The 21848-nt window shown below is 69.9% G+C and carries 21 protein-coding genes and 1 riboswitch; of the genes, 9 read left to right on the top strand and 12 right to left on the bottom strand.

The annotated features are described in order from the left end of the window. Positions 1-13 precede the first annotated feature (13 nt). A complete protein-coding gene (locus P0084_RS02700) occupies positions 14-1093 on the bottom strand; it encodes an NAD-dependent epimerase/dehydratase family protein (protein WP_308915258.1) in 1080 nt (359 codons plus the stop codon). 126 nt (positions 1094-1219) lie between these two features. On the opposite strand from P0084_RS02700, the gene phaR reads away from it, so the two are divergent. Next, the gene (phaR, locus tag P0084_RS02695; protein WP_308915257.1) at positions 1220-1804 is read left to right on the top strand and encodes a polyhydroxyalkanoate synthesis repressor PhaR; all 585 of its coding nucleotides are present in this window, start codon (positions 1220-1222) and stop codon (positions 1802-1804) included. Positions 1805-1867: 63 nt separating this feature from the next. Here phaR and P0084_RS02690 read toward each other — a convergent pair whose 3' ends face one another. From P0084_RS02690 to P0084_RS02680, 3 genes are all read right to left on the bottom strand, one after another. After that, positions 1868-3247, bottom strand: coding sequence for an aminotransferase (locus P0084_RS02690; protein WP_308915256.1), 1380 nt, complete (start codon positions 3245-3247; stop codon positions 1868-1870). 266 nt (positions 3248-3513) lie between these two features. Next, positions 3514-3951, bottom strand: coding sequence for a D-aminoacyl-tRNA deacylase (gene dtd, locus P0084_RS02685; protein WP_308915255.1), 438 nt, complete (start codon positions 3949-3951; stop codon positions 3514-3516). Beyond that, positions 3948-4832: a carbohydrate kinase family protein gene (locus P0084_RS02680; protein WP_308915254.1), complete on the bottom strand. Its 885-nt coding sequence runs from the start codon at positions 4830-4832 to the stop codon at positions 3948-3950. Before P0084_RS02680 ends, dtd begins: the two co-directional genes overlap by 4 nt. 153 nt (positions 4833-4985) lie before the next feature. Between P0084_RS02680 and P0084_RS02675 the strand changes: the two genes are divergently transcribed. Next, entirely contained in the window at positions 4986-5987 is a 1002-nt protein-coding gene (locus tag P0084_RS02675; RefSeq protein WP_308915253.1) for a serine hydrolase domain-containing protein, read from the top strand. An 83-nt stretch (positions 5988-6070) separates the two neighbouring features. After that, positions 6071-6385: a hypothetical protein gene (locus P0084_RS02670; protein WP_308915252.1), complete on the top strand. Its 315-nt coding sequence runs from the start codon at positions 6071-6073 to the stop codon at positions 6383-6385. An 85-nt stretch (positions 6386-6470) separates the two neighbouring features. On the opposite strand, the gene P0084_RS02665 is transcribed toward P0084_RS02670, so the two are convergent. The 8 genes from P0084_RS02665 to P0084_RS02630 form a co-directional block, all read right to left on the bottom strand. Next, complete coding sequence (locus P0084_RS02665; RefSeq protein ID WP_308915251.1) at positions 6471-7718, bottom strand: TFIIB-type zinc finger domain-containing protein; 1248 nt, start codon at positions 7716-7718, stop codon at positions 6471-6473. Next, on the bottom strand, positions 7715-8257 hold the full coding sequence (locus tag P0084_RS02660; RefSeq protein ID WP_308915250.1) for a cytochrome b/b6 domain-containing protein: 543 nt from the start codon (positions 8255-8257) through the stop codon (positions 7715-7717). Before P0084_RS02660 ends, P0084_RS02665 begins: the two co-directional genes overlap by 4 nt. Before the next feature lie 142 nt (positions 8258-8399). Continuing rightward, a complete protein-coding gene (locus P0084_RS02655; RefSeq protein WP_308915249.1) occupies positions 8400-9512 on the bottom strand; it encodes an SPFH domain-containing protein in 1113 nt (370 codons plus the stop codon). Between the two features lie 26 nt (positions 9513-9538). Next, positions 9539-10258: a hypothetical protein gene (locus P0084_RS02650; RefSeq protein WP_308915248.1), complete on the bottom strand. Its 720-nt coding sequence runs from the start codon at positions 10256-10258 to the stop codon at positions 9539-9541. A 56-nt stretch (positions 10259-10314) separates the two neighbouring features. Next, positions 10315-11268 carry a DUF2927 domain-containing protein gene (locus tag P0084_RS02645; RefSeq protein WP_308915247.1) on the bottom strand — a complete coding sequence of 318 codons (954 nt, stop codon included), beginning with the start codon at positions 11266-11268 and terminating at the stop codon, positions 10315-10317. Beyond that, positions 11265-12461 carry a toxic anion resistance protein gene (locus P0084_RS02640; RefSeq protein ID WP_308915246.1) on the bottom strand — a complete coding sequence of 399 codons (1197 nt, stop codon included), beginning with the start codon at positions 12459-12461 and terminating at the stop codon, positions 11265-11267. Before P0084_RS02640 ends, P0084_RS02645 begins: the two co-directional genes overlap by 4 nt. Position 12462: 1 nt before the next feature. Then, the gene (locus tag P0084_RS02635; RefSeq protein WP_308915245.1) at positions 12463-13356 is read right to left on the bottom strand and encodes a 5-bromo-4-chloroindolyl phosphate hydrolysis family protein; all 894 of its coding nucleotides are present in this window, start codon (positions 13354-13356) and stop codon (positions 12463-12465) included. 205 nt (positions 13357-13561) lie between these two features. Continuing rightward, entirely contained in the window at positions 13562-14266 is a 705-nt protein-coding gene (locus P0084_RS02630) for a glutathione S-transferase family protein (protein WP_308915244.1), read from the bottom strand. A gap of 96 nt (positions 14267-14362) precedes the next feature. After that, a riboswitch (SAM riboswitch) is annotated at positions 14363-14441 on the top strand. A 51-nt stretch (positions 14442-14492) separates the two neighbouring features. On the opposite strand from P0084_RS02630, the gene metZ reads away from it, so the two are divergent. From metZ to murB, 6 genes are all read left to right on the top strand, one after another. Then, positions 14493-15698: an O-succinylhomoserine sulfhydrylase gene (gene metZ / locus P0084_RS02625; RefSeq protein ID WP_308915243.1), complete on the top strand. Its 1206-nt coding sequence runs from the start codon at positions 14493-14495 to the stop codon at positions 15696-15698. Positions 15699-15857: 159 nt separating this feature from the next. After that, positions 15858-16907 carry a GTP cyclohydrolase FolE2 gene (gene folE2 / locus P0084_RS02620; RefSeq protein ID WP_308915242.1) on the top strand — a complete coding sequence of 350 codons (1050 nt, stop codon included), beginning with the start codon at positions 15858-15860 and terminating at the stop codon, positions 16905-16907. A 259-nt stretch (positions 16908-17166) separates the two neighbouring features. Next, complete coding sequence (locus P0084_RS02615; protein ID WP_308915241.1) at positions 17167-18333, top strand: FtsW/RodA/SpoVE family cell cycle protein; 1167 nt, start codon at positions 17167-17169, stop codon at positions 18331-18333. A 47-nt stretch (positions 18334-18380) separates the two neighbouring features. Then, positions 18381-19436, top strand: coding sequence for a UDP-N-acetylglucosamine--N-acetylmuramyl-(pentapeptide) pyrophosphoryl-undecaprenol N-acetylglucosamine transferase (locus P0084_RS02610; protein ID WP_308915307.1), 1056 nt, complete (start codon positions 18381-18383; stop codon positions 19434-19436). Then, complete coding sequence (murC, locus tag P0084_RS02605) at positions 19433-20842, top strand: UDP-N-acetylmuramate--L-alanine ligase (RefSeq protein WP_308915240.1); 1410 nt, start codon at positions 19433-19435, stop codon at positions 20840-20842. The genes P0084_RS02610 and murC overlap by 4 nt, the downstream gene beginning before the upstream one ends. A gap of 14 nt (positions 20843-20856) precedes the next feature. Next, positions 20857-21804, top strand: a complete 948-nt coding sequence (gene murB, locus P0084_RS02600) for a UDP-N-acetylmuramate dehydrogenase (protein WP_308915306.1) — start codon at positions 20857-20859, stop codon at positions 21802-21804. The last annotated feature ends 44 nt before the right edge of the window (positions 21805-21848 follow it).

Below are 21848 nucleotides of genomic sequence, written 5' to 3'. Positions count from 1 at the left end.
CGGAAGTTCGGTATTACGGTTCACGAGTTATTCGGGGCGGGTCCATCGCGGGCCCGCCCTTCTTCGTTCCCGGGGCGGGGTCGATCGCCAACAATTGCCGTTCCTGCTCGGGCGACAGCCCACAGCTCAGGGGGACGTTCCTGCGCGCGCGGTCCCAGCTTAACAGGGCCTCCAGCGTCCGTTCGAGCGGGCGCAGGGCCAACCCCCCTGCCATCGCCTTCGTCGTGTCGACGTCCATGAAGCAGCGGAAGTCTGGATCCGGCGGGGACATCAGGGGCATGTCCGTCCATGGCTCCACCCCTGCCGCGGTGATGGCATCTGGCGCGAGCCAGTGGAATCCATGTCGATGACCGACCGTGTCCGCGACCGCGTGCAGCACGTCGGCGAGGGGGGTCGCGGGACCGGTCACGTTCCATGTTCCATTCCGCCCTTCCGCCGCCAGGCGCAGGGCGAAGTTGGCCACGTCCCGGACGTCGATCATTTGCGCGACGCCGGCTGTCGGGGCTGGCACCGGACCGCCCTCCACCGCGGCCCTGTCCAGGCGGCGCACCCACCACGTCAGGCGGTTCGTGTAATCGCCCACGCCCACCAGCAGCCCGACCCGCAGGATCGTCGCGCGATCCCCCAGCCTGTCCAGCGCAGCGATCTCGCAGGCGCGCTTGAGCGGGCCGTAGGACGCGCCATAGGCGAAGGCGGAGGCTCGTTCGCCCGCCGGGACGGCGGCGGCCAGCGCCAGATCGGCGTCGGTGGCCGCCGCGACGGCCTCGTCCTCCCGCCGGGGGGTGGCGAAGGTGCCGTAGGTCGATATCGAGGAGACCAGGACGTAGCGGGCCGGCGGGGCGGGCAGGGCGTCGAGCAGACGCTCCACCATGTCGGGCGCATAGGCACAGGTGTCGAACACCCAATCGAACGCTGCCCCCGACAGCGCGGATAGGTCCGCGTCCCGGTCGCCCCGAATCGCCCGCATCCCCGCCGGCAGGCCCTGCGGGTCGCGGCGGCGCGACAGCACGGTGGTGTCGTGACCCGCTTCCGCCAGGGCGGCGGCGATCGCGCCGCCCAGGAACCCCGTTCCACCCACCACCAGACATCGCATCGTTCTGGCCTCCCAGGTCGTTCGTCGACCACCTTGCGCCGATCCCGCACTGTCCACCAGCGCGGTTAAGCGTTGCGCGCGGGGCCATCCGGAGTATCGTTCCACGACCGACCGAAAGGGACGACCTTGGCCGACGACACCAAACCGTTGCTGATAAAACGTTACGCGAGCCGGCGCCTCTACAACACGGAGACCAGCGACTACGTGACGCTGGAGGACATCGCCGGGTTCATCCGGGCGGGACGCGAGGTGCAGATCGTGGACCTGAAGTCGGGGGACGACCTGACGCGGTCCTATCTGCTGCAGATCATCGCGGAGCACGAGAGCAAGGGGGAATCGGTCCTGCCTTTGGCGGTGCTGACCGACCTGGTGCGGTCTTATACCGGAACGGCTCAGTCCGTGGTCCCCGACTTCCTGGCCGCGTCGTTCGAGATGCTGCGGTCGGGTCAGTCGCAGATGATGGAGAACATGGCCGTGATGAATCCGATGACGCAGATGCCCGGGTTCCGGGCCATGCGCGAGCAGCAGGCGGCGTTCTTCAAGGCGATGACGGGCGGCATGGCGGGCGGGTGGCCGGGTGGACTGGCCCCCGACGACGCCCCCGCCCCCCCTGCGGTGCCGGAGAAGGACGCATCGGGCGAGGAGCTGGACGCCATCCGCAAGCAGTTGGCGGACATGCAAACGCTGCTCGCGAAGATGAACAAGTCGTAAACGCGCGCTACGTCACAGGACTCCGTTCGGTGGGATTCCGCGGTCTCGGCGCGGATGGTTCGGTCAGGCGGTCAATCCGTCGAACACCTGGTCGAGAGCGGCTTTCAGCTTCGTGAACATCTCGTCCATCTCCGCGTCGGTCATCACGAAGGTCGGGCAGAGCACGATCGCCTGACCCAGCGGACGGCAGATCAGGCCGTGGTCGGTACAGGTATTGGCGATGCGTTCGGACACGGACAGGTGCCCGTCCCATGGCGTCTTGGTCGCCTTGTCCTTCACGGCCTCTAGAGCGCCCATGAGGCCGACGCCGCGCCATTCGCCGATATGCGGATGATCGGCCAGATCCTTCAGCCCCTGTTGGAAGCGGGGCGTCAGCGCGCGGACCCGGTCGATCAGCGGGTCGGGGCCCGTCAGGATGACCTCCGCCGCCTTGAGGGCAACGGCACAGCCGACGGGGTGGCCGGACGCGGTGAAGCCGTGGGGGAACTCCTCGATCGCGTCGGTGGCGCGCTGGAGGCGGTCCGCCAACTCGTCACCCAGGATGACCGCACCCATCGGAAAATAGCCGGCCGTCATGGCCTTGGACGCCACGATGGCGTCGGGCACGAAGCCGTATTCCTCGCAGCCCCAAACGTTGCCGGTGCGGCCGAACCCGCAGATGACCTCGTCCGATACCACCGGGATGCCGTGCCGGCGCAGGACGGGCAGCATCGCGTCGAAGTAGCCGTCCACGGGCGGGATGACGCCGCCAGCGCCCATGACGGGTTCGGCGAAGAATCCCGCAATGGTGTCAACCCCTTCTAGGGCGATCATGGCTTCGAGTTCGTCCACGAGGCGGGCCAGGAAGTCGGCTTCGGATTCCCCGTCGCGGCCTTCGCGCCAGTAATGCGGACAGGTCAGATGCAGGAAGCCCGGCAAGGGGAGGCCGAAGACGGCGTTGTAGGGCTTGCCCGTCATCGACGCGCTGACCGCAGTGACGCCGTGATAGGCGTTCGTGCGGGTTATCACCTTGCGTTTGTTGGGATTTCCCTCGGCGGCGTGGAGCAACCACAGCATCTTGACCATCGTGTCGTTCGCCTCTGACCCGGAGTTCGTGTAGAACACGCGACCGTCGTCGTAGGGGGACAGGTCGACCAGGGTCTCGGATAGCTGCACGGTCGTGTCGGCCATGCGTCCGAAGAAGGCGTGGTAGCCCGGGAAGCGGGCGTACTGGTCCTGCGCGGCCTTGGTCAAACCGGGATGGTCGAAGCCCGCGACCATGTTCCAAAGCCCTGAATTCCCATCGAGATACCGATTTCCGTCCGTGTCGTAGACGTGGCTGCCCTGGCCGTGGGTCAGGACGATGGCGCCGCGGTCGCGGATGCTGGGCAGGTCGGTGAAGCCGAAGAAGCTGGTGCCCTTGGCACGGGCGTCCCAGGAGTTGGGCAGGGTCGTGTCTGGCATGATGGGGCCTCCGTTCGCGGTAGCGATAAGGCACTTTCCGACGGACGCAATGGGGTGAAAACCGGCGTACACCCCCCGTACACCCCCCGTGCACCCCCCGTACATACGAAATGGCTGACAGGGACCGCGCGTTGCGCCGGGGTTGCGTCGTGGCAGCGTTCCGTGCGGGGGGTGCGTCCGACGGATCCCGAGACGGCGATTGCCTCGTCGCGTGGCTCGTCGTGGGCCCGCACCAGGGTCTGCCAGTTCACGGACCGCTGGAGAACCTAACGCTCCAGCATCACCGTCACGGGGCCGTCGTTCGTCAGGGTCACGGCCATGTCGGCGCCGAAGCGGCCGGTTTCCACGGAGACGCCATGGTCCCGCAACGCGGCGACGAACCGGTCGTAGAGACGCTCGCCATCAGGCGGGCCCAGCGCGGCGGAGAAGCCGGGGCGGTTGCCGCGCGACGTGTCGGCGGCGAGGGTGAACTGGCTGACCACCAACGCACCGCCCCCGGTGTCGAGGAGCGACCGGTTCATGCGGTCGTCGTCGTCGCGGAAGACGCGCAGCCGGGCCACGCGCGCGGCGAGGTCGTCGGCGTTCCGCTGGACGTCGCCGCGCATCGCGCAGACCAACACCAGCAGTCCGGGCCCGGTGGCGCCGACCACCGCGCCACCGATGGCGACTTCCGCCGCCGTCACGCGCTGGACCAGCGCCCTCAAACGATCTCGGCCCGGGTGGGCGGGTTGGCGCCCGCGCGGGACACGGTGATCGCCGCGGCCCGCGCGCCGAGCTCCAGGGCCAGGCGCAGGACGTCGTCATCGGGGACGTCGCGGTGCAGGGCGCCCGCTTCGTGCAGGCCCGCGAGGAAGCCGCCGTTGAACGTGTCGCCCGCGCCGACGGTATCGACCACCGTGACCGCGACGGCGGGGACGTGGACCCGTCCGCGCGCCGTGTGCGCGGTGACGCCATCCGCGCCGTGCGTGGTGCAGACGACCGACGCGCCCCGGTCCAGGACGTCGGCAGCGGACAGGCCTAACCAGGCCGCGTCGTCGTCGGACATCTTCACCATCGCCGCGCGCGACATCAGCCGGTCGAGCCGTGCACGGTACGCCGCCTCGTCGGCCACGAAGCCCGCGCGGATGTTTGTGTCGAGGTAGAGCGGCAGGCCGGGGTTGGCATCGGCCAGCGCCTCGTAGGCGGTGGCGCAGGGTTCGACCGCCAGGCTGATGCAGCCGAGGAACAGCGCGGTCACGTCGTCCATCGGGGGCGCGTCCGCGATGTCCACGGTCCGGGCGGCCGTGTTCTCGTCGTAGAAGGCGTATTCGGCCTGGCCGTCGGTCAGCGTGACGAAGGCCAGGGTCGTGGGCCGGTCGGACCGGTGCGTGCGATCCGCGACCCCGTCCGCCGTGAGGGCCGCGTGCAGGCGCTGGCCGAAGAGGTCCGTGGACAGGCCCGTGAACATCGCCGTGGGCGCGCCCAAGCGCGCGCAGGCGCGCGCGGTGTTGAAGACGGACCCCCCGACCACGGGCAGGAAGGCCGACCCTTCGGGCGTGTCGCGGGGCAGCATGTCGATCAGGGCTTCGCCGGCGCAGAGGATCATGGGGGTCTCGGTCCGTGACTTCGATCGGCATGCGGGTGCCATCGGATCGCGTGCGTGGCAAGGGCGGGGCTGACCGGCACGTGATCGGCGCGGGTCTTCCACCGCGGCGTCCGGTCCCCATCTTCGAAGGGTCGTCATCAAGGAGCCCGCCCCATGCCGCAGACCCGCCGATCCGTCCTGTCCGGCGCCGCCGCAGCGTCCATCCTGCCGCTGTTGCCCGTCCGGGCACAGGGGGCGGGGTGGGACGCCGTGGCGGCGCGGGCGCGTGCCCTGGAGCAACTGCACGCGATGGTCGTCCTGCGGGACGGGGCCGAGGTCGTGGCGATGGCGCCGCGCGGACCGGGCCTGGATAGGATCGCCAACGTCAAGTCGGTGTCCAAGACGCTGCTGGCCCTGATGACGGGTGTCGCGATCGAGCGGGGGCATCTGCCGGGCCCCGACGCGCGGGTGCTGCCGCTGCTGGGGCGGCCGGCCACGGGGGACGCGCGCGACGACCTGACGGTGGGCCACCTGCTGTCGATGCAGACGGGCCTCGCGTCCACGTCGGGGCCGAACTACGGCGCGTGGGTCTCGTCGCGCGACTGGGTCGACTACGTGCTCGACGCGGACCCGGCGGGGCGGCCCGGCGGGCGGTTCATCTATTCCACGGGGGGGTGGCACGTGCTGGGCGCGGTGCTGGCGCGCGCCACGGGGCGGGACCTGCACGCGCTGGCGCGGGACTGGCTGGCCCGGCCCCTGGGGATCGAGATCCCGCGCTGGGACCGCGACCCGCAGGGCCTGTACCTGGGGGGCAACCAGATGGGACTGACGCCGCGCGGCCTGGTCCGCGTGGCCGAGATGGTCCGGCGGGGCGGGGTCTGGAACGGCACGGCGGTCGTGCCGAGGGACTGGATCGCGACGTCGTGGATCCGCCGCGCGCGGTCGCCCTGGTCGGGGGACGGATACGGGTACGGCTGGTTCCTGACCCGGCTGGCGGGGCGGGACGCGTATTACGGGCGCGGCTATGGCGGGCAGGTGATGGCGGTGGTCCCGGACCTCGCGCTGTCGCTGGCGATCACGTCGGACCCCAACCGGCCCGCGCGGTCGGACGGGCATTTCGGGGATCTGGCGCAACTGATGGACGATGCGGCGCGGGTGGCGGCGGGAACGGGGTAAGGGCGCCCCGATCGCATCGCGGATCGCGGGCGATGACATTCCGGTCGTTCTGCGCTACGTCCGGCACGAGTGATGGAGTCGGCATGGACAGAGAGACGCGCGAGTATCTGGAAGGCATGGAAGCCCGCATCGACAAGCAGTTCGAGCGGGTCGCGGCGCAGTTCCAGGAAATAACCGATTACGTCGATGGACGCTTCGCCAGAATCGACCGTCGGTTCGACGGTGTGGATCGTCGCCTGGATGCGTTGGTTCAGCGCAACGAGGATACCGAATCGAATCTGGACGCAGCCACGGAATTGTCCCGTGCGGGCGAGTTCGCCATCCGCCGGACGAGCGAGCTGGCGCGGCGCGTGGCTCGGGTCGAGGAAGCGATCGCGGAGTTGCGCAGCGGGGAGTAGGCTCCGGTCCCGGCGGGGCGTCCCGGCCCCGGTCTGATCGGCTTAGGTTACGGGAGGTTTCTGCGCGGGGCTGGGGCGACCGGCGTCAGTCGTCCAGCCAGGACGGTGCGTTCGCCGGACCGAGCCCGCCGACGTCGCGGACGACGATCCGGTCGCCCCCCGGCACCCCGAACCCGCCGCCCGCCCCGCCGATGTCGAACCCGCCCTGCGCGCCTGCGTAGAGGAACGCGGCGATGCCCGCCAGGATCAACGCGGCGATCACGGCGAAGGCGATCTTCCACGCGGAATAGGGGCGTTCGCCCTGGACCCGCCCCGTCTGGCCGTTGACGACGAAGCGGAAGGACCGCCCGCGATACTTGTAGGCCGCGATCCAGATCGGCAGCAGGATGTGCTTGAAGGTGACGTCCGACATGCGGGTCTGCATGCCGGTGATCTGCTGCTGGTCGCCGCCGATGTCCATGCGCACGTCGCGGGTGATGACCTCGCGCATCTTCTGCTTCGCCTCCTCCAACCCGTCGGAAAGCTCGACGCGATAGGCTTCGGCCCGGAAGCCCGCCAGGTATTGCGGCGCGTACGGGGTCAGGCCGGACAGGTCCCAGGGTTGCAGCGCGTCGGTGTGGGACTTGGGCAGGCTGGGCGAGGCCAGGATCAGCACGTCGTCGAAGAAGCGCCGCACGCGGCCCCGACGCGGGGTCCAGCGGATCTTGGGCACCTGCACCGTGACGGGCTTGCCGTCGCGGATCACGGTCTGCGTCACGAAGTAGGTGTCGCCGCGCATCCCCGTATAGGCCGTGTCGGTCTGGGCGTCAAAGGTCCAGAACGGGACGTACATCCCCTTCAGCCGCCCGCCATCGCGGACGTACTTCGTCAGGCCGTTGGGGGCGAACCACAGGCTGCCCAGCCACCGCTTCATCGCGTCCTTCGCCTGCGCCTGCTCCAACTGGAACGGCACCAGGCCCGCGGGCTTGATGTGGCGGTCGGTGCCGGTGTCTGTGACGACCAGCGTGGCGCAGAACGGGCATTCGGCGGCGTGGATGGCGGGATCGAACTCGAACCGGGCGCCGCAATTGGGGCAGTCGGCGACGCGCGTCTCCTCCTGCGGGGCGGTGCCGGCGTCCAGCCCCCGGGCGATGGCGATCTCGGCGATGGCGTCCGTGCGGGGGGTCAGCGGCTCCAGGTGGCCGCAATGGTCGCAGACGAGGCGGTCGTCGCCCGGATCGAAGCGCATGTCCCCGCCGCAGGTGTCGCAGGGGAAGCGATGTTCCTGCGTCGTCGGCACCTCCGGCGGGCGGGGGGCGTCGGGCGCGCGCGGGACGTCGGGGATGTTCGTCATAGCAGCCGATGTAGGGCGCGGGGCGCCATGATCCGCAAGGCGTTGTCGCGCAGGCGCAGGTGCCGCCAGATGTGGAACGAGGCGTGCCCCGCGGCGACGACGCCCAGGGCGTAGAACTCGACCGTATGGACGAAGCCGACCCAGTCGTTCGCCGTGGGAAGCCCCAGGGGCGGGGCGATGGGGACGACCGTTCCGGCGAAGAGCAAGCGCGAGGACGTCAGGCCGAGCAGGAACCCGGTCAGCGCGACGCCGAACAGCCCCCAGATCAGGGTCAGGTGCAGGGGACGGTGCACCCGCCGCGCCCAGCCCCGCAGCTTGGGCCCCGGGCGGGAGGCGAGGCCCCGCCACAGCAGGTCGCCCGTCCACACGAGCGCCATGGTGACGAAGATCAGGCCGAACACGGAATGCAGGTCGATCCAGAACCGCCCCCATCCCGCGACCATGGGGGGCGTGACGATCAGGAACCAGACGAAGAAGGGGACCATCGTCCAGTGAAGGACCTTCAGGTAGGTGCGGCGGGTGGGCAGGTATTGGCGCATCGGCGGGAGGCTACGACAGGAGGGGCGGGAGGGGAACCGAACGGGTCATGCGGCCAGGAGCCGTCCCAAGGCGCGGTCCGAGGATCCTGTCCGCGGAAGGTCCTTCGGTCGAGCCCGAAACCACCGTGTTTCGCAGGGTCCGCTACGCCCCCGGTGGCGGGGGCGGGGGCATGACGGTGAAGAGCTGGGCGAGCTCCTGGACGTCCTCCGCCTTCATCCAGCCGTCCTGGCCCTGCGTCCAGACGTAGGTTTCGCGGGTCACCTCGCCATCGGACACCATGCGGCCGAGGCGGGCCTTGCTGAACGGGCCCTTCGTCGCGCCGTTCTCGGCCACGTGCCAGACGTGTTCCACGGGCGGCGGCGGGGGCGCGACGGGGGCGGCCTGCGCCTGCGGACGCTGGCCCCAGGGACCGGCGGCCATCTGTCCGGCCATGCCCATGCCCATCCCCATGCCGATGCCCGCGCCCATCGTGCTGTTGGGGGTGCGGGCGGCGTCCTGCATCGCTTCGGCGGCGGCGAAATCGCGGTACTTGTTCAGGTCGCCCAGCACGCCCATCGAGGTGCGCTTGTCCAGCGCCTCCTCCACCGCGGGGGGGAGGGACACGTTCTCGAAGTACAGTTCGGGGACGGCGAGCCCGTATTCCGCGACGGTGGCTGTGATCTGCTCGGCCACGATGCGGCCCAATTCGTCGGTGTTGGCTGCCATGTCGAGGACCGGGATACGGCTGCCGGCCAGCGCGCGGCTGGCGGCCTGCACGATCAGGTTGCGGATCTGGAATTGGATCTCGTCCTGGCGGAAGTCGCCGTCGGTGCCCACGATCTCCTGCAGGAAGAGGGCGGGGTCGGCGACCTTGAGCGCATAGGTGCCGTAGGCGCGCAGGCGGACGGGGCCGAATTCGGGGTCGCGCAGGGTGACGGGGTTCTTGGTGCCCCATTTCAGGTCGGTGAAGCGGCGGGTCGCGACGTAGTAGATCTCCGACTTGAACGGGCTGCGGAACCCGTGGTCCCAATGCTGCAGCGTCGTCATGATCGGCATGTTGTTCGTTTCGAGCATATAGAGGCCCGGCATGAACACGTCGGCCAGCTGCCCCTCGTGGACGAACACGGCGGCCTGCCCTTCGCGCACGGTCAGCTTGGCGCCGTACTTGATCTCGTGCCCATGGCGTTCGAACCGGTGCACCAGCGTGTCGCGGCTGTCGTTCGTCCATTCGATGACGTCGATGAACTGGCCTTTGATGAAGTTCATGATGGGCATCGGCGTCTCTCGGTGGCTTGGTCGGCCTACGATAGGTGGTGCCTCGGGGGATCCGTGGCAACCCGCTTCGCGCGCGGCGCCGCGTTTCGGCGATCGGCGACCGTCGGTGCGACGGCGAAGGCGAGCAGGAGGAGCGAAGCGGTGAACTCGATCGTCTCCTCGATCACGAGACCGCGCCGGTAGCCGAACTCCAGTCCTGGGATCTTCAGGTCGATGACGATCGCCGCCGTCACGAGCGGGACCGATCCGACGAACAAGACGGCCCCGGGCGGGCGGGGCCGGCGCATGACGAGGACACAGCTCGTCAACAGAACGATGCAGCCGAAACCGACACCTGCCAGCAGGATGGAGGGATCGTCGTCCGTCGCGCGATCCAGGAGTCGACGCGCGACCTTGAACAGGTCGTGGACCGCATCGACGTGCACGTCCGCCACCCGGGGCGGGGTGAAGCCGAAGATGCGTTCCCCGAAGCTGACCTCGCTCAGGAACGCAAGCAGGCCTGCAGCTGTGGCCGCCGTGTACCAGAGGGTCCAGCGTCGTTCCCGGTACGCGCGTATCGAGACGACGATCGCTGCCAGCAGGAAGACGATCGCCCCTCCCATCTCGACGGGGCCATCTTCGCCGAAGAGAACCTCCACCCCCGCCGGAAAGACCAGCGGTGACAGGACGAGAACGGCGGAGACGGCGGCGACGATCGCGATGCACCTCGAGACGTATCGGTTGCCGAGCGTCCTCGAAATAGCCATCCGACGGGCGTATACGATCGACCGACCCGACGCAAATCACGCCGTGCGCGTCTGTTTCACACCGGCCCCTGTCCCACCAGTTCCGCGGCGATCCGACGGATCAGGGGGCGGGCTTCCTCCGCCGTCATGCCGGGGCGGAGGCGGGGGTCGTAGAGCATGCGCAGCAGGAGCTCGTCGTGGCGGGTCAGGAGCGCGAACTCGTCGTCGTCGTTGAAGATCGACGGGCGCGCGGCGGGGCTGTCGTTCGCGAGGCCCAGGCCCTGCGCCAGTTCCTCGTGGTAGCAGGCCAGCCGCATGAGGTCGGGATGCTCCGCCCGGATCAGCGCGATGGCCGAAACGTAGGCATCGGGGCGCCCGGCGGTGGAGGACGCATAGACCGCGCAATAGGTGGATGGCCCGAAGGACGTGATCTCGCGGACGATGTCGCGGCCGAGACCCGGTTCGACCCGCGCGATCTTGGGGCCGAGGGCACGCTGCTCGTCGATGGAGGCGACGAAGACGTGATAGTTGCCGCCGCCTTCGACCAGGGCGATGGGATGCCCGGTCGCACGGCGCAGGCGATCGAGATAGGCGCCCAGTCGTGCCGTGTCGGCACGGCGCATCACGGGGTCCACGGATGCCCCGAAGTGGAGCTGCACGCGCACGGGACCCTGCCAGCGGCGCAGGCTGGCGCGCGATTGCTGCGCGACGTAGCGCCCGCCGACCAGGGTGTATTCGCTGAAGAGGGCGACACGTTCGAAGTCGCGTGCGAGGCGGTCGGGGCCGAAGGGCGCGTCGGCGGGCTCGCGGTCCCGTCGCAGGAGGCCCTGTCGCAACAAGCGCGCTTCCGTGGTGCGGTAGAACGCGGCCAGGCGCACGCTTTCGGCGGACGGCGCCGCCAGGGGCGGCGGCGCGGGCCGTGCGACCACGGGGCGCGGTGGCGGCGGGTCCGACGGCGGCGGGGGCGCGACGACGGGTTGGCACGCCGCCACGCCCAGGGCGGCCAGGGCCAGGGCGGCGGCGCGGATCACGCGGGGGGGACCGACGTCGCGGCGTTGTCGCCCGTGCCGTCGCGACGGGCCCGCGCGGCGGCGAGCGTGTCACGAAGCTCCGCCTCCATCTTTTGGAGCTCGACTTCCGCGGCGGCGCGCTTGGCCTTGCCCTCGTCGGCGATCTGGAGGGATTCGTTGATCGTCGCGACCAGCTCGTCGTTCGCCTGGCGCACCGCCTCGATGTCGAAGACGCCGCGCTCCATCTCGGCGCGGATGACCTTGTTGGATTCGCGCAGATTCTTGGCATTGGAGGTCAGAAGCTCGTTGGTCAGGTCCGACGCCTCCTTCACGGCGTTCGCGGCCTCGCGTGAACGTTGGATCGTAACCGCCTGGGCCAACTGGGTTTCCCAAAGCGGCACGGTGTTGACCAGCGTGCTGTTGATCTTCGTGACCAGGGACTTGTCGTTCTCCTGCACCAGGCGGATGGAGGGCAGCGACTGCATGGTCACCTGGCGCGTCAGCTTCAGGTCATGGACGCGGCGTTCCAGGTCGTCGCGTGCCGCTCGCAAGTCGCGAAGCTCCTGCGACCGGATCATCTTGTCGTCCTCCGGCGCGGCCTCGACGTCCGCTTCCTTCGCGGGGATCGTCGTCGCGTCCAGTTCCGCCAGCTTGGCCTCGCCCGCGGCAATGTAGAGACCCAGCTCCCCATAGAAGGTCAGCGTCTTCTCGTAGAGCTTATCGAGCGACTTGATGTCCTTGAGGAGCGTATGCTCGTGGCGCAGCAACTCGTCGGTGATGCGGTCGATCTGCTCCTGCACGTCTTCGTAGCGAGACAGAAACTTGGCGAAGGGCGCGGTCCGGCCCATCAGCTTCTCCCACCAGGACAGCTTCCGGCGGGTGTCCAGCTCCGTGATGCTGAAGCCGCGGATCGTGGTGACGATATCGCGCAGGGAATCGCCCGCGGGGCCCACGTCCTTCGACTTCACGTCCTGCAGCATCGCCTGGCTGATCTGCTGCAGCTCAGCCTGCGCGGCCGATCCAAAGGCGATGATGGACTGGCTGTTCGACAGGTCGATCTCGTCCATGCGGCGGCGGATCGCGTCCTGCGTTTCCGGTTTCGCCTGCTGCAATGGTACGACGTCCGCCTCCGGGGCGGGGACCGGCAGTGGCGCGGCCACCCGGCTCAACTCGTCCGTCAGGGCCTTGGCCTGTGCGCGGGTCTGGTCTTCCATCTCAGGTCTCTCCCGTTGGCAGGCCGTCGCGTCGCAGACGGTCCCGCAGGACTTCGATCTCGACGTCCAACGCGGTCCGGTCGGAGATCAACAGCGTTTCGCGCTTCGATTCCATGCCGCGGCGCAGGTCGTCCACGAAGTCCAAGTAGTCCGCCTTCGCGGTGTCGTCGTTCGTCGCCGCGTGGAAGTCGGCGAACTTGACCGTCGCGTCGCGCGCGCCGTCCAAATAGACACCCAGGTACTTCCGCGCGGCGGTCAGGTCGCGGGGGTCGTCCTCCACAGTGCGAAACAACGATTCGACGGTCACGGCCAAGCGGTCCACCGCCGCGATGGCCTGCCGGTCGCGGGTGCGGGCAACCGCGTCGCGCATGGCGGCGAGCGTGCGCTCCGCATCCTCGATCGTGCGGGCCACGCGGTCCGACTGGAACCGGTCAATCCCTTCCATGCCCTTGTCGGACATCGGGTCTAGGCCGAAGGCCGCGAGGTGCAGCGCCGACGCGACGGCGCCGAACACCACGCCCGACGGGATGCCGGCCAGACCGTCGAGCGACATCAGCCCCGCGCCCGCACCCACCGTCAGGGCGCCGAAGATCTTGCGGGGTATCGCGGGGCGACGGGCGACCTTGCGCGCGGCCCAGGCAGCCTGCGCCTTCAGCCCCTCCCGCGTCAGCACGGCGCCTCCGAAGGCCAGGCCCGCGCCGCCCAGATGGGTGGCAAGCTCGGTGGCGCCCCCGCCCAGGAACGCGAAGGGCACGCCCAGGACGGCGGCGGCCATCAGCAGACTGACGCGCGCGCGGCCGGGCAGCGGCCCGCGCAGTTCGGGCGTCGGGGATGCGGATGCGCCGGTGCCGCGACCGGCCTGCGGGGAAAAGGCGCCGCCATAGCGTTGGGCCATCAGAACGGACCCCCGCCCAGGATGCCGGTCGCGGTCAGGCCGACCAGCACGGCCAGCGCGGCGAAGGCCACCTTCTGCAGACCCGTCATCGGCACGTCGTTCGCATCCCTTCCTCAGACCCATCCTAACCTAGGGATCGGGTGATGGTTGCACCAGTGCCGTGCGACAGGGCGAACGGGTCCAGCGGACCTGTGCGCGCCTTCGATCAGCGACGTTCGAACAGGTTGGCGTTGCCCTTCGCGTCCGCACCGCCGTCCTGCCGCAGATCGGCGTGGAGCGCGCGGCCCGCACGGACCCCGGGGCGTGCGGCCATGACGTCGAGCCACCGGGCAAGGTTCGGCTTGTCGTCGAGGGTCTGCCGCTGCCCTTCCCAGAGCGAGGCCCAGGGCCAGACCGAGAAGTCCGCTATGGTCGGCTCGTCCGTGGCGACGAAGGTGTGACGTTCCAGTTGACGGTCGAGCACGCCGTAGAGGCGCGCGACCTCCCCCCGATAGCGGTCCTTCGCGTAGGGGATGTCCTGGGGCGGGTCCATCGCGGGCGCGTACTTCAGGAAGTGGTGCGCTTGGCCTGCCATGGGACCGACGCCGCCCATCTGCCACATCAGCCACTGGTCCACGGCGATCCGCTCGCGTTCGGTGCGCCCGCCGAACGTGCCGGTCTTGCGCGCCAAGTATTGCAGGATCGCGCCGGATTCGAAGATCGCGATGGGGTGGCCGTCGGGGCCCTCGGGATCGACGATGGCCGGCATCCGTCCGTTTGGAGACAGCTTCAGGTATTCGGGCTTGCGCTGATCGCCTTCGCGGATGTTCACGAGGTGGACGTCGTAGGGCAGGCCCATCTCCTCCAGGGCGATGGAGACCTTCCAGCCGTTGGGCGTGGGCCAGAAGTGCAGGTCGATGGGGACGGTCATGGGCGGGCCTTTCGGATCGGTGCGTCGGAACGGTCGCGCAGCGCCCGCGCGCCCGCAAGCCCCGCCGCCTTGACCCATCGTCGCGCGACCGCTAGCGGATGGGCCGGAGGGGATTTGTCGTCCGGCTTGCGGCCCTCGTGAAACATACCGCTAAAGAGGTTCGGGGCCGCCACGCATGCGGCCCGGCCACTCCCGGAGATGTGAGAGCAGGCTTTAGGAGGCCGCGATGAAGGACACCCAGGATCCCCGCACCCTGTCGGCGCGCACCCGCGCCGTGCATGCCGGCACCCGCCGGTCGCAATACGGCGAGGTGTCGGAGGCGATGTTCCTGACGCAGGGCTTTGTGTACGACACCGCCGAGATCGCGGAGGCGCGGTTCCAGAAGGCGGGCCCGGACGAGTTCATCTATGCCCGCTACGGCAATCCGACGGTCGCGATGTTCGAGGATCGCATCGCGTCCCTGGAAGGTACGGAGGACGCGTTCGCCACCGCGAGCGGCATGGCCGCGGTCAACGGCGCGCTGACGTCCATGTTGCGAGCGGGGGACCACGTGGTGTCGGCCCGCGCGCTGTTCGGGTCGTGCCTGTACATCCTGGAGGACGTGCTGCCCCGCTATGGCGTGGCGGTGGACTTCGTGGACGGGACCGACCTGGACGCCTGGAACGGGGCCATCCGTCCCGACACGAAGGCGGTCTTCTTCGAGAGCGTCAGCAACCCGGCGCTGGAAGTGGTGGACGTCGCGGGCGTGGCCGACCTGGCCCACGCGGTGGGCGCCATGGTGATCGTGGACAACGTCTTCGCTACGCCGACCTTCAGCCAAGCGGTGGATCTGGGGGCGGACGTCGTCGTGTATTCGACGACGAAGCACGTGGACGGGCAGGGGCGCTGCCTGGGCGGCGTGATCTGCGGGACGCGCGACTTCGTGCGGGGCGTGGCGGAACCGTACCTGAAGCATACCGGCGGGGCGATGTCGCCGTTCAACGCCTGGGTCATGCTGAAGGGGCTGGAGCACATGGACCTGCGGGTGAACGCGCAGGCTGACACCGCCCTTCACCTGGCCCGATCGCTGGAAGGGCACCCCGCGCTGGCCCGCGTGATCCATCCCCACCTGCCGACGCACCCGCAATCGGCGCTGGCGCAGGCGCAGATGGCCAAGGGGGGCACGGTGCTGTCGCTGGACCTCCGGGGGGGCAAGGAGGCGGCGTTCCGGTTCCTGAACGCGCTGCGGATCGTGGTGATCTCGAACAACCTGGGCGATGCGAAGTCGATCGTCACCCATCCCGCCACCACGACGCATCAGCGCCTGTCCGACGAGACGAAGGCGATTCTGGGCATCACGCCGGGTCTGGTGCGCCTGTCCTGCGGGTTGGAGGATGCGGGCGACCTGCTGGCCGACGTCATGGGCGCGCTGGACGCTGCCGGCGCGGCGTGACCCCGGAGGCGGTCCCCGGCGGCGGTCGCGGATTGCCTCCCGGGGGCGGCCGGTCGCTTTCCGGCTTCTGATCGTGGCGCGTCCCCCCTATATTGCCGGCGACGCCGCGGAAGGGGCGGGGGTTCCCTCGTGTCGCGGCGCCGAACGGGAGGGACCCGAATGACCGTGCACGCTTCCGGCCTGGACCGTGACCCGACGCTCGCCGACGCCCAGGCGGCGATGGACGTCCTGCGCCGCTATCGCGCCCGGGCGGGCGCCGCGGCGGCGCCGGCGCCCGACCTCTATCCCGACCTGGCAGCGTCCTACGATGCGGGGCACGTGGCGGACGCGGCCTATCGCGCGACGCTGCCCGATCTGCAGAACGCCCCGGCGGCGACCATCCGGGGGACGGACCGGCGCATCCAGCACGTCGGCGTCGCGGGGTTCCGCACCCCCCTGACCCTGCCGTTGCGGGCGGGACCGCGCCCCGTGGACGCCCACGTCTCCGGCACCGTATCGCTGGAGGCCGGGACCAAGGGCATCAACATGAGCCGGATCCTGCGGACGTTCCAGGCCGGTCCCGGCATCCTGGACTTCGCTTCGGTGGAGGGGGTCCTTCGGGCCTATCTCGCCGATCTGGCGGCGGTGGATGCCCGCCTGCTGATCCGCTTCCAGGTGCCCCTGCCGGTGTCTGCGCTGCGGTCCGGCCTGACGGGCTGGCAGTACTACGACGCGGCGCTGGAGGTCGTGCGGGACGGGGGCGCGCGCCACCGCGTCCTGCACCTGGATTACGTGTACGCGTCGACATGCCCCTGTTCGCTGGAATTGTCGGAGCACGCGCGGCGCACCCGCGGTGTCCTGGCCACGCCGCATTCCCAGCGTTCGGTCGCCCGCCTGTCGCTGCAGGTGACGGGTGCCGTCGGGGTGGAGGACGTGATCGAGATGTGCCGCGCGCAGGTCCCCACCGAAACGCAGGTCATGGTCAAGCGCGAGGACGAGCAGGCCTTCGCCGAGCTCAACGCGGCCAACCCGATCTTCGTCGAGGACGCGGTGCGCCTGTTCGCGCAGGGGCTGGACGGGATGGAGGGGGTCGGCGACTTCCGCGTCGTCGCCAGCCACCAGGAAAGCCTGCACAGCCACGACGCGGTGTCGGTGCTGACGTCGGGCGCGCTGTTCGAGGCCCCGACGCTGGAGCCGGGGCTGTTCGGGACGCTGGTCCACGGGGGCTGATGGGCGACCCCGGGCGCGTGCCCGACCCCGTCGGCAGCCTTCGGCCGATCGCGTCGATCCCCTCGATCTTCGCCGGTTCTGCGTTGCCCGCCACGTGGCCGGGCGTGTCGCCGTCGCCGTCCGTCCGCCCCGCCGCGGCCCCCGGGGCCCCTCGTTAACCCCCGCTTAACCCCTTTTCTCTGGTCGGACGAATCGGCTTGCGCTAAGGTCGTCCCCGCAGCCCGGATCAACCGGGCGCGGGCAGTATGCAGGCGGACACATGACCGAGATCGCGCATGGCACGGTCGCGCCCCTCCCGGGCGAGGCCATCCTGTCGCGCTGGTGGCGCACGGTGGACAAGGTGACCCTCGGGTGCCTTCTGACGCTGTTCGCCGTCGGCATCCTCCTGGGCCTCGCGGCCTCGGTCCCCCTGGCCGAACGGAACGGCCTGCGGCCCTTCCACTACGTCGAGCGGCAACTGGTGTTCGGGGTGATGGCCTTTGCCGTCATGGCCGTGGCCAGCGCGATGTCGCCCACCGCGATCCGCCGGTTGGGCGTGTTGGGCTTCGTTGGCGCCTTCGTCGCGGTCGCGCTGTTGCCGGTGCTGGGAACGGATTTCGGCAAGGGGGCGGTTCGGTGGTACTCGCTGGGCTTCGCCTCGTTGCAACCGTCGGAGTTCCTGAAGCCCGTCTTCGTCATCCTGACCGCCTGGCTGATGGCCGCCAGCCACGCGCCGCACGGGCCGCCGGGCAAGACGATCTCGGCGGCCATCACGGTGGTCATCCTGGCGTTCCTGGCCCTGCAGCCCGATTTCGGGCAGGCGATGCTGACGCTGGTGGCGTGGTCGTCGATCTATTTCGTGGCGGGCGCGCCGATCGCGTTGCTGACGGGCGTGGTCGCCGCCGTGGTCCTGGTCGGGCTGTTCGCCTATCACAACTCAGAGCACTTCGCGCGACGCATCGACGGGTTCCTGAACCCGGAGATCGATCCAAGGACGCAGCTCGGCTATGCCACCGACGCCATCCGCGAGGGCGGCATCTTCGGGACCGGCGTGAACGAGGGGCAGGTGAAGTGGAACCTGCCCGACGCGCATACCGACTTCATCGTCGCCGTCGCGGCGGAGGAGTACGGTCTGGTCATGGTGCTGTTCATCACCGCGCTGTTCGCCACGGTGACCCTGCGCTGCCTGATGCGACTGACGCGGGAGCGGGACCTGTTCTGTCGGCTGGCCGGCACCGGGCTGACGGTTCTGTTCGCGGCGCAGGCCTTCGTGAACCTGGGCGTCGCCGTGCGCCTGCTGCCCGCGAAGGGCATGACGCTGCCCTTCGTCAGCTATGGCGGGTCGTCGCTGGTGGCGATGGGTGCGTTGACGGGGATGCTGCTGGCGTTCACCCGGACGCGGCCACAGAACGATATCGGCGATCACCTCCTGCGGGGGGCGCGGTGACGGCCCGGGGGCATCTGGTCATCGCGGCGGGCGGCACGGGGGGGCACATGTTCCCCGCTCAGTCCCTGGCGGAGGTCATGCTGGACCGGGGCTGGTCGGTCGCGCTGTCCACCGATGCCCGCGGCGCGCGCTATGCGGGCGGGTTCCCAGACGTCGTGCCGGTCGAGGTCGTGTCCTCGGCCACGCCGGCGCGCGGGGGCGCGGCGGGTCGGTTGGCGGCCCCTCTCCGCATCGGGGCGGGCGTGGCGGCTGCGTGGACGCGGTTCCGGCGGGATCGGCCCGGCGTGGTCGTGGGCTTCGGCGGATATCCCGCCATCCCCGCATTGAGCGCCGCGGCGGCGATGAAGCTGCCGCGTCTGATTCACGAACAGAACGGGGTCCTGGGTCGGGTGAACCAGCTGTTCGCGCGGCGCGTGCATGCGGTCGCCTGCGGCACCTGGCCGGCCGACCTGCCCGGCGGCGTCGAGGGCGTCCATACCGGCAACCCCGTCCGCGGCGCCGTCCTGGACCGTGCGGGCGCGCCGTACATCCCGCCCGGGGACTATCCGATGTCGGTGCTGGTGCTGGGCGGATCGCAGGGCGCGCGCATCCTGTCGGACGTCGTGCCCGCCGCCCTGGCCGCCCTGCCGGACGCGATGCGCACGCATCTGCGCGTGTCCCACCAGGCCCGATCCGAGGACGTGGACCGCGTAGTCGCGGCCTACGATGCGGCCGGGATCGCGGCCGACATCCAGACCTTCTTCGAGGACGTGCCCAACCGCATGGCCGACGCGCAACTGGTGATCGCCCGGTCGGGGGCCAGCACGGTGGCCGATATCGGCGTGATCGGGCGGCCTTCGATCCTGGTGCCGTTGGCATCCGCCATCCGGGACGAGCAGACGGCCAACGCCCGCGCGCTGGTCGATGCGGGTGCCGCGATCCTGCTGCCTGAAAGCAAGCTGACCCCGGACAGCCTGGCCCAGCAGGTCGAGTTGATCCTGTCGAACGAGCAGGGCGCGCAGCAGATGGCTCGCGCGGCCCTGTCGACCGCTATACCGGACGCCGCCGATCGGCTGGCGGACCTTGTGCAATCCATCGCCACCACCCATGGGAGAACGCCATGAACGCGACGAAGCTGCCCAACCAGACCGGACCGATCCACTTCGTGGGCATCGGCGGCATCGGCATGTCCGGCATCGCCGAGGTGCTGATGTCCCAGGGCTTCGTCGTGCAGGGATCGGATGCGAAGGCCAGCGACATTACCCGTCGGTTGGAGACGCTGGGTGCGCGGGTCTTCATCGGGCAACGCGCGCACAACCTGGAAGGGGCGGAGGTCGTCGTCATCTCGTCGGCGATCAAGCCGGGCAACCCGGAGCTGGACGCGGCGCGGGCCCGGGGCCTGCCGGTCGTGCGCCGGGCCGAGATGCTGGCCGAACTGATGCGATTGAAGTCGAACATCGCGGTCGCGGGCACGCACGGCAAGACGACCACCACGACGATGGTCGCGGCCCTGCTGGACGCGGCGGAGGAGGATCCCACCGTCGTGAACGGAGGCATCATCCACGCCTACGGCTCCAACGCCAGGCAGGGGCAGGGCGAGTGGATGGTGGTGGAGGCCGACGAGAGCGACGGCACCTTCAACCGGCTGCCCGCGACGATGGCGATCGTGACGAACATCGACCCGGAGCATATGGAGCATTGGGGCACGATCGAGCGGCTGCGCCAGGGCTTCACCGACTTCGTGTCGAACATTCCGTTCTACGGCGTGGCGATCTGCTGCACCGATCATCCGGAGGTACGCGCCCTCGTCGGCCGGATCACGGACCGCAAGGTCGTGACCTTCGGGTTCAACGCGCAGGCCGACATCCGTGCGCTGAACCTGCGCTACGAGGCCGGGGTCGCGCATTTCGACGTGGCCCTCCAGGCGGAGGATCAGATGATCGAAGGGTGCCGCCTGCCGATGCCGGGGGACCACAACGTCAGCAACGCGCTGGCCGCCGTCGCGGTGGCCCGCGAGCTCGGCGTGCCGAAGGACGTGATCCGCGACGGGCTGGCGTCGTTCGGGGGCGTGAACCGCCGCTTCACGAGGGTCGGCGACTGGCACGGCGTGCCGATCATCGACGATTACGGACACCACCCGGTCGAGATCGCGGCCGTGCTGCGGGCCGCACGTCAGGCCATCGGGGACGAGGGCCGCGTGATAGCGGTCCACCAACCCCACCGCTATTCCCGGTTGCACGACCTGTTCGACGACTTCTGCGGCTGCTTCACGGATGCCGACGTGGTGGGCATCGCCGACGTCTATGCGGCGGGCGAGGATGTGATCGAGGGGGCGACCCGCGACGACCTGGTCGCGGGTCTGATCCGTACGGGCCACCGCCACGCCCGCGCCGTGGTGGACGAAGCGGATTTGGAGCGTCTGGTCCGCGAGCAGGCCCGACCAGGTGACATCGTCGTCTGCCTGGGCGCAGGCACGATCAGCGCCTGGGCGCGCGCCCTGCCCGAACGGCTGAATGGCATGGCGGCGTGACCGCCTTGCTGGACATGCCCCCGGTTCGCGGAACGCTGACCCGCGACCGGCCGCTGGACGGGCTGACGTGGCTCCGCGTGGGCGGCCCGGCCGACTGGCTGTTCCAACCGGCAGACGAGGCGGACCTGGCCGCGTTCCTGCGGGATCTGCCTGCGGGCGTGGCGGTCTTTCCGATGGGCGTGGGGTCCAACCTGATCGTGCGCGACGGGGGCATCCGCGGCGTCGTCGTTCGTTTGGGACGGGCCTTCGCGTCCTATGCCCGCGACGGCCACACGGTCACCGCGGGTGCAGCGATGCTGGATGCGCATCTCGCGCGGAGGGCCGCCACCGACGGGCTTGACCTGACCTTCCTGCGGACCATCCCGGGCAGCATCGGGGGTGCGGTCGCCATGAACGCCGGATGCTATGGCACGTATGTCGCGGACCATCTGGTCGAGGTGCGTGCCGTGACGCGCGGGGGCGGCGTCGTGACGATCCCGGCGGGGGACCTGGCGCTGGCCTATCGCAGCAGCGGACTGGATCCCGAAACGTTGATCGTCGCGGCCACGTTCGACGCACCGGGCGGCGAACCGGCCGAACTGGCGGCGCGGATGGACGAGCAGCTCGCCCGCCGGGATGCGACGCAGCCGACGAAGGACCGCAGCGCCGGCAGCACGTTCCGCAACCCCGCGGGGTTCAGCAGCACGGGCCGGGCGGACGACGTCCACGACCTGAAGGCGTGGAAGGTGATCGACGATGCCGGCCTGCGGGGTCACGTGCGGGGCGGGGCGGTCATGTCGCCCAAGCACCCCAACTTCCTGGTCAACCGGGGCGGCGCGACCGCCGCGGACCTTGAGGAACTGGGCGAGGAGGTCCGCGAAAGGGTCTTCCGCCACAGCGGGATACGATTAGACTGGGAAGTGAAGCGGGTCGGAGAACCGGTGGGGCCCCGAACGTCCGGCGACGAGACCGGGCGGGGCTGAGGCGGTAACGGCGAGGGCGCGGCACAAGCGTCCCGCATAGGGCA

Source organism: Jannaschia maritima, assembly GCF_030973515.1.
Lineage (GTDB): Bacteria > Pseudomonadota > Alphaproteobacteria > Rhodobacterales > Rhodobacteraceae > Jannaschia > Jannaschia maritima.
The sequence above is the reverse complement of the archived record's forward strand: the minus strand, read 5'-3'. Positions and strand labels throughout refer to the sequence as shown.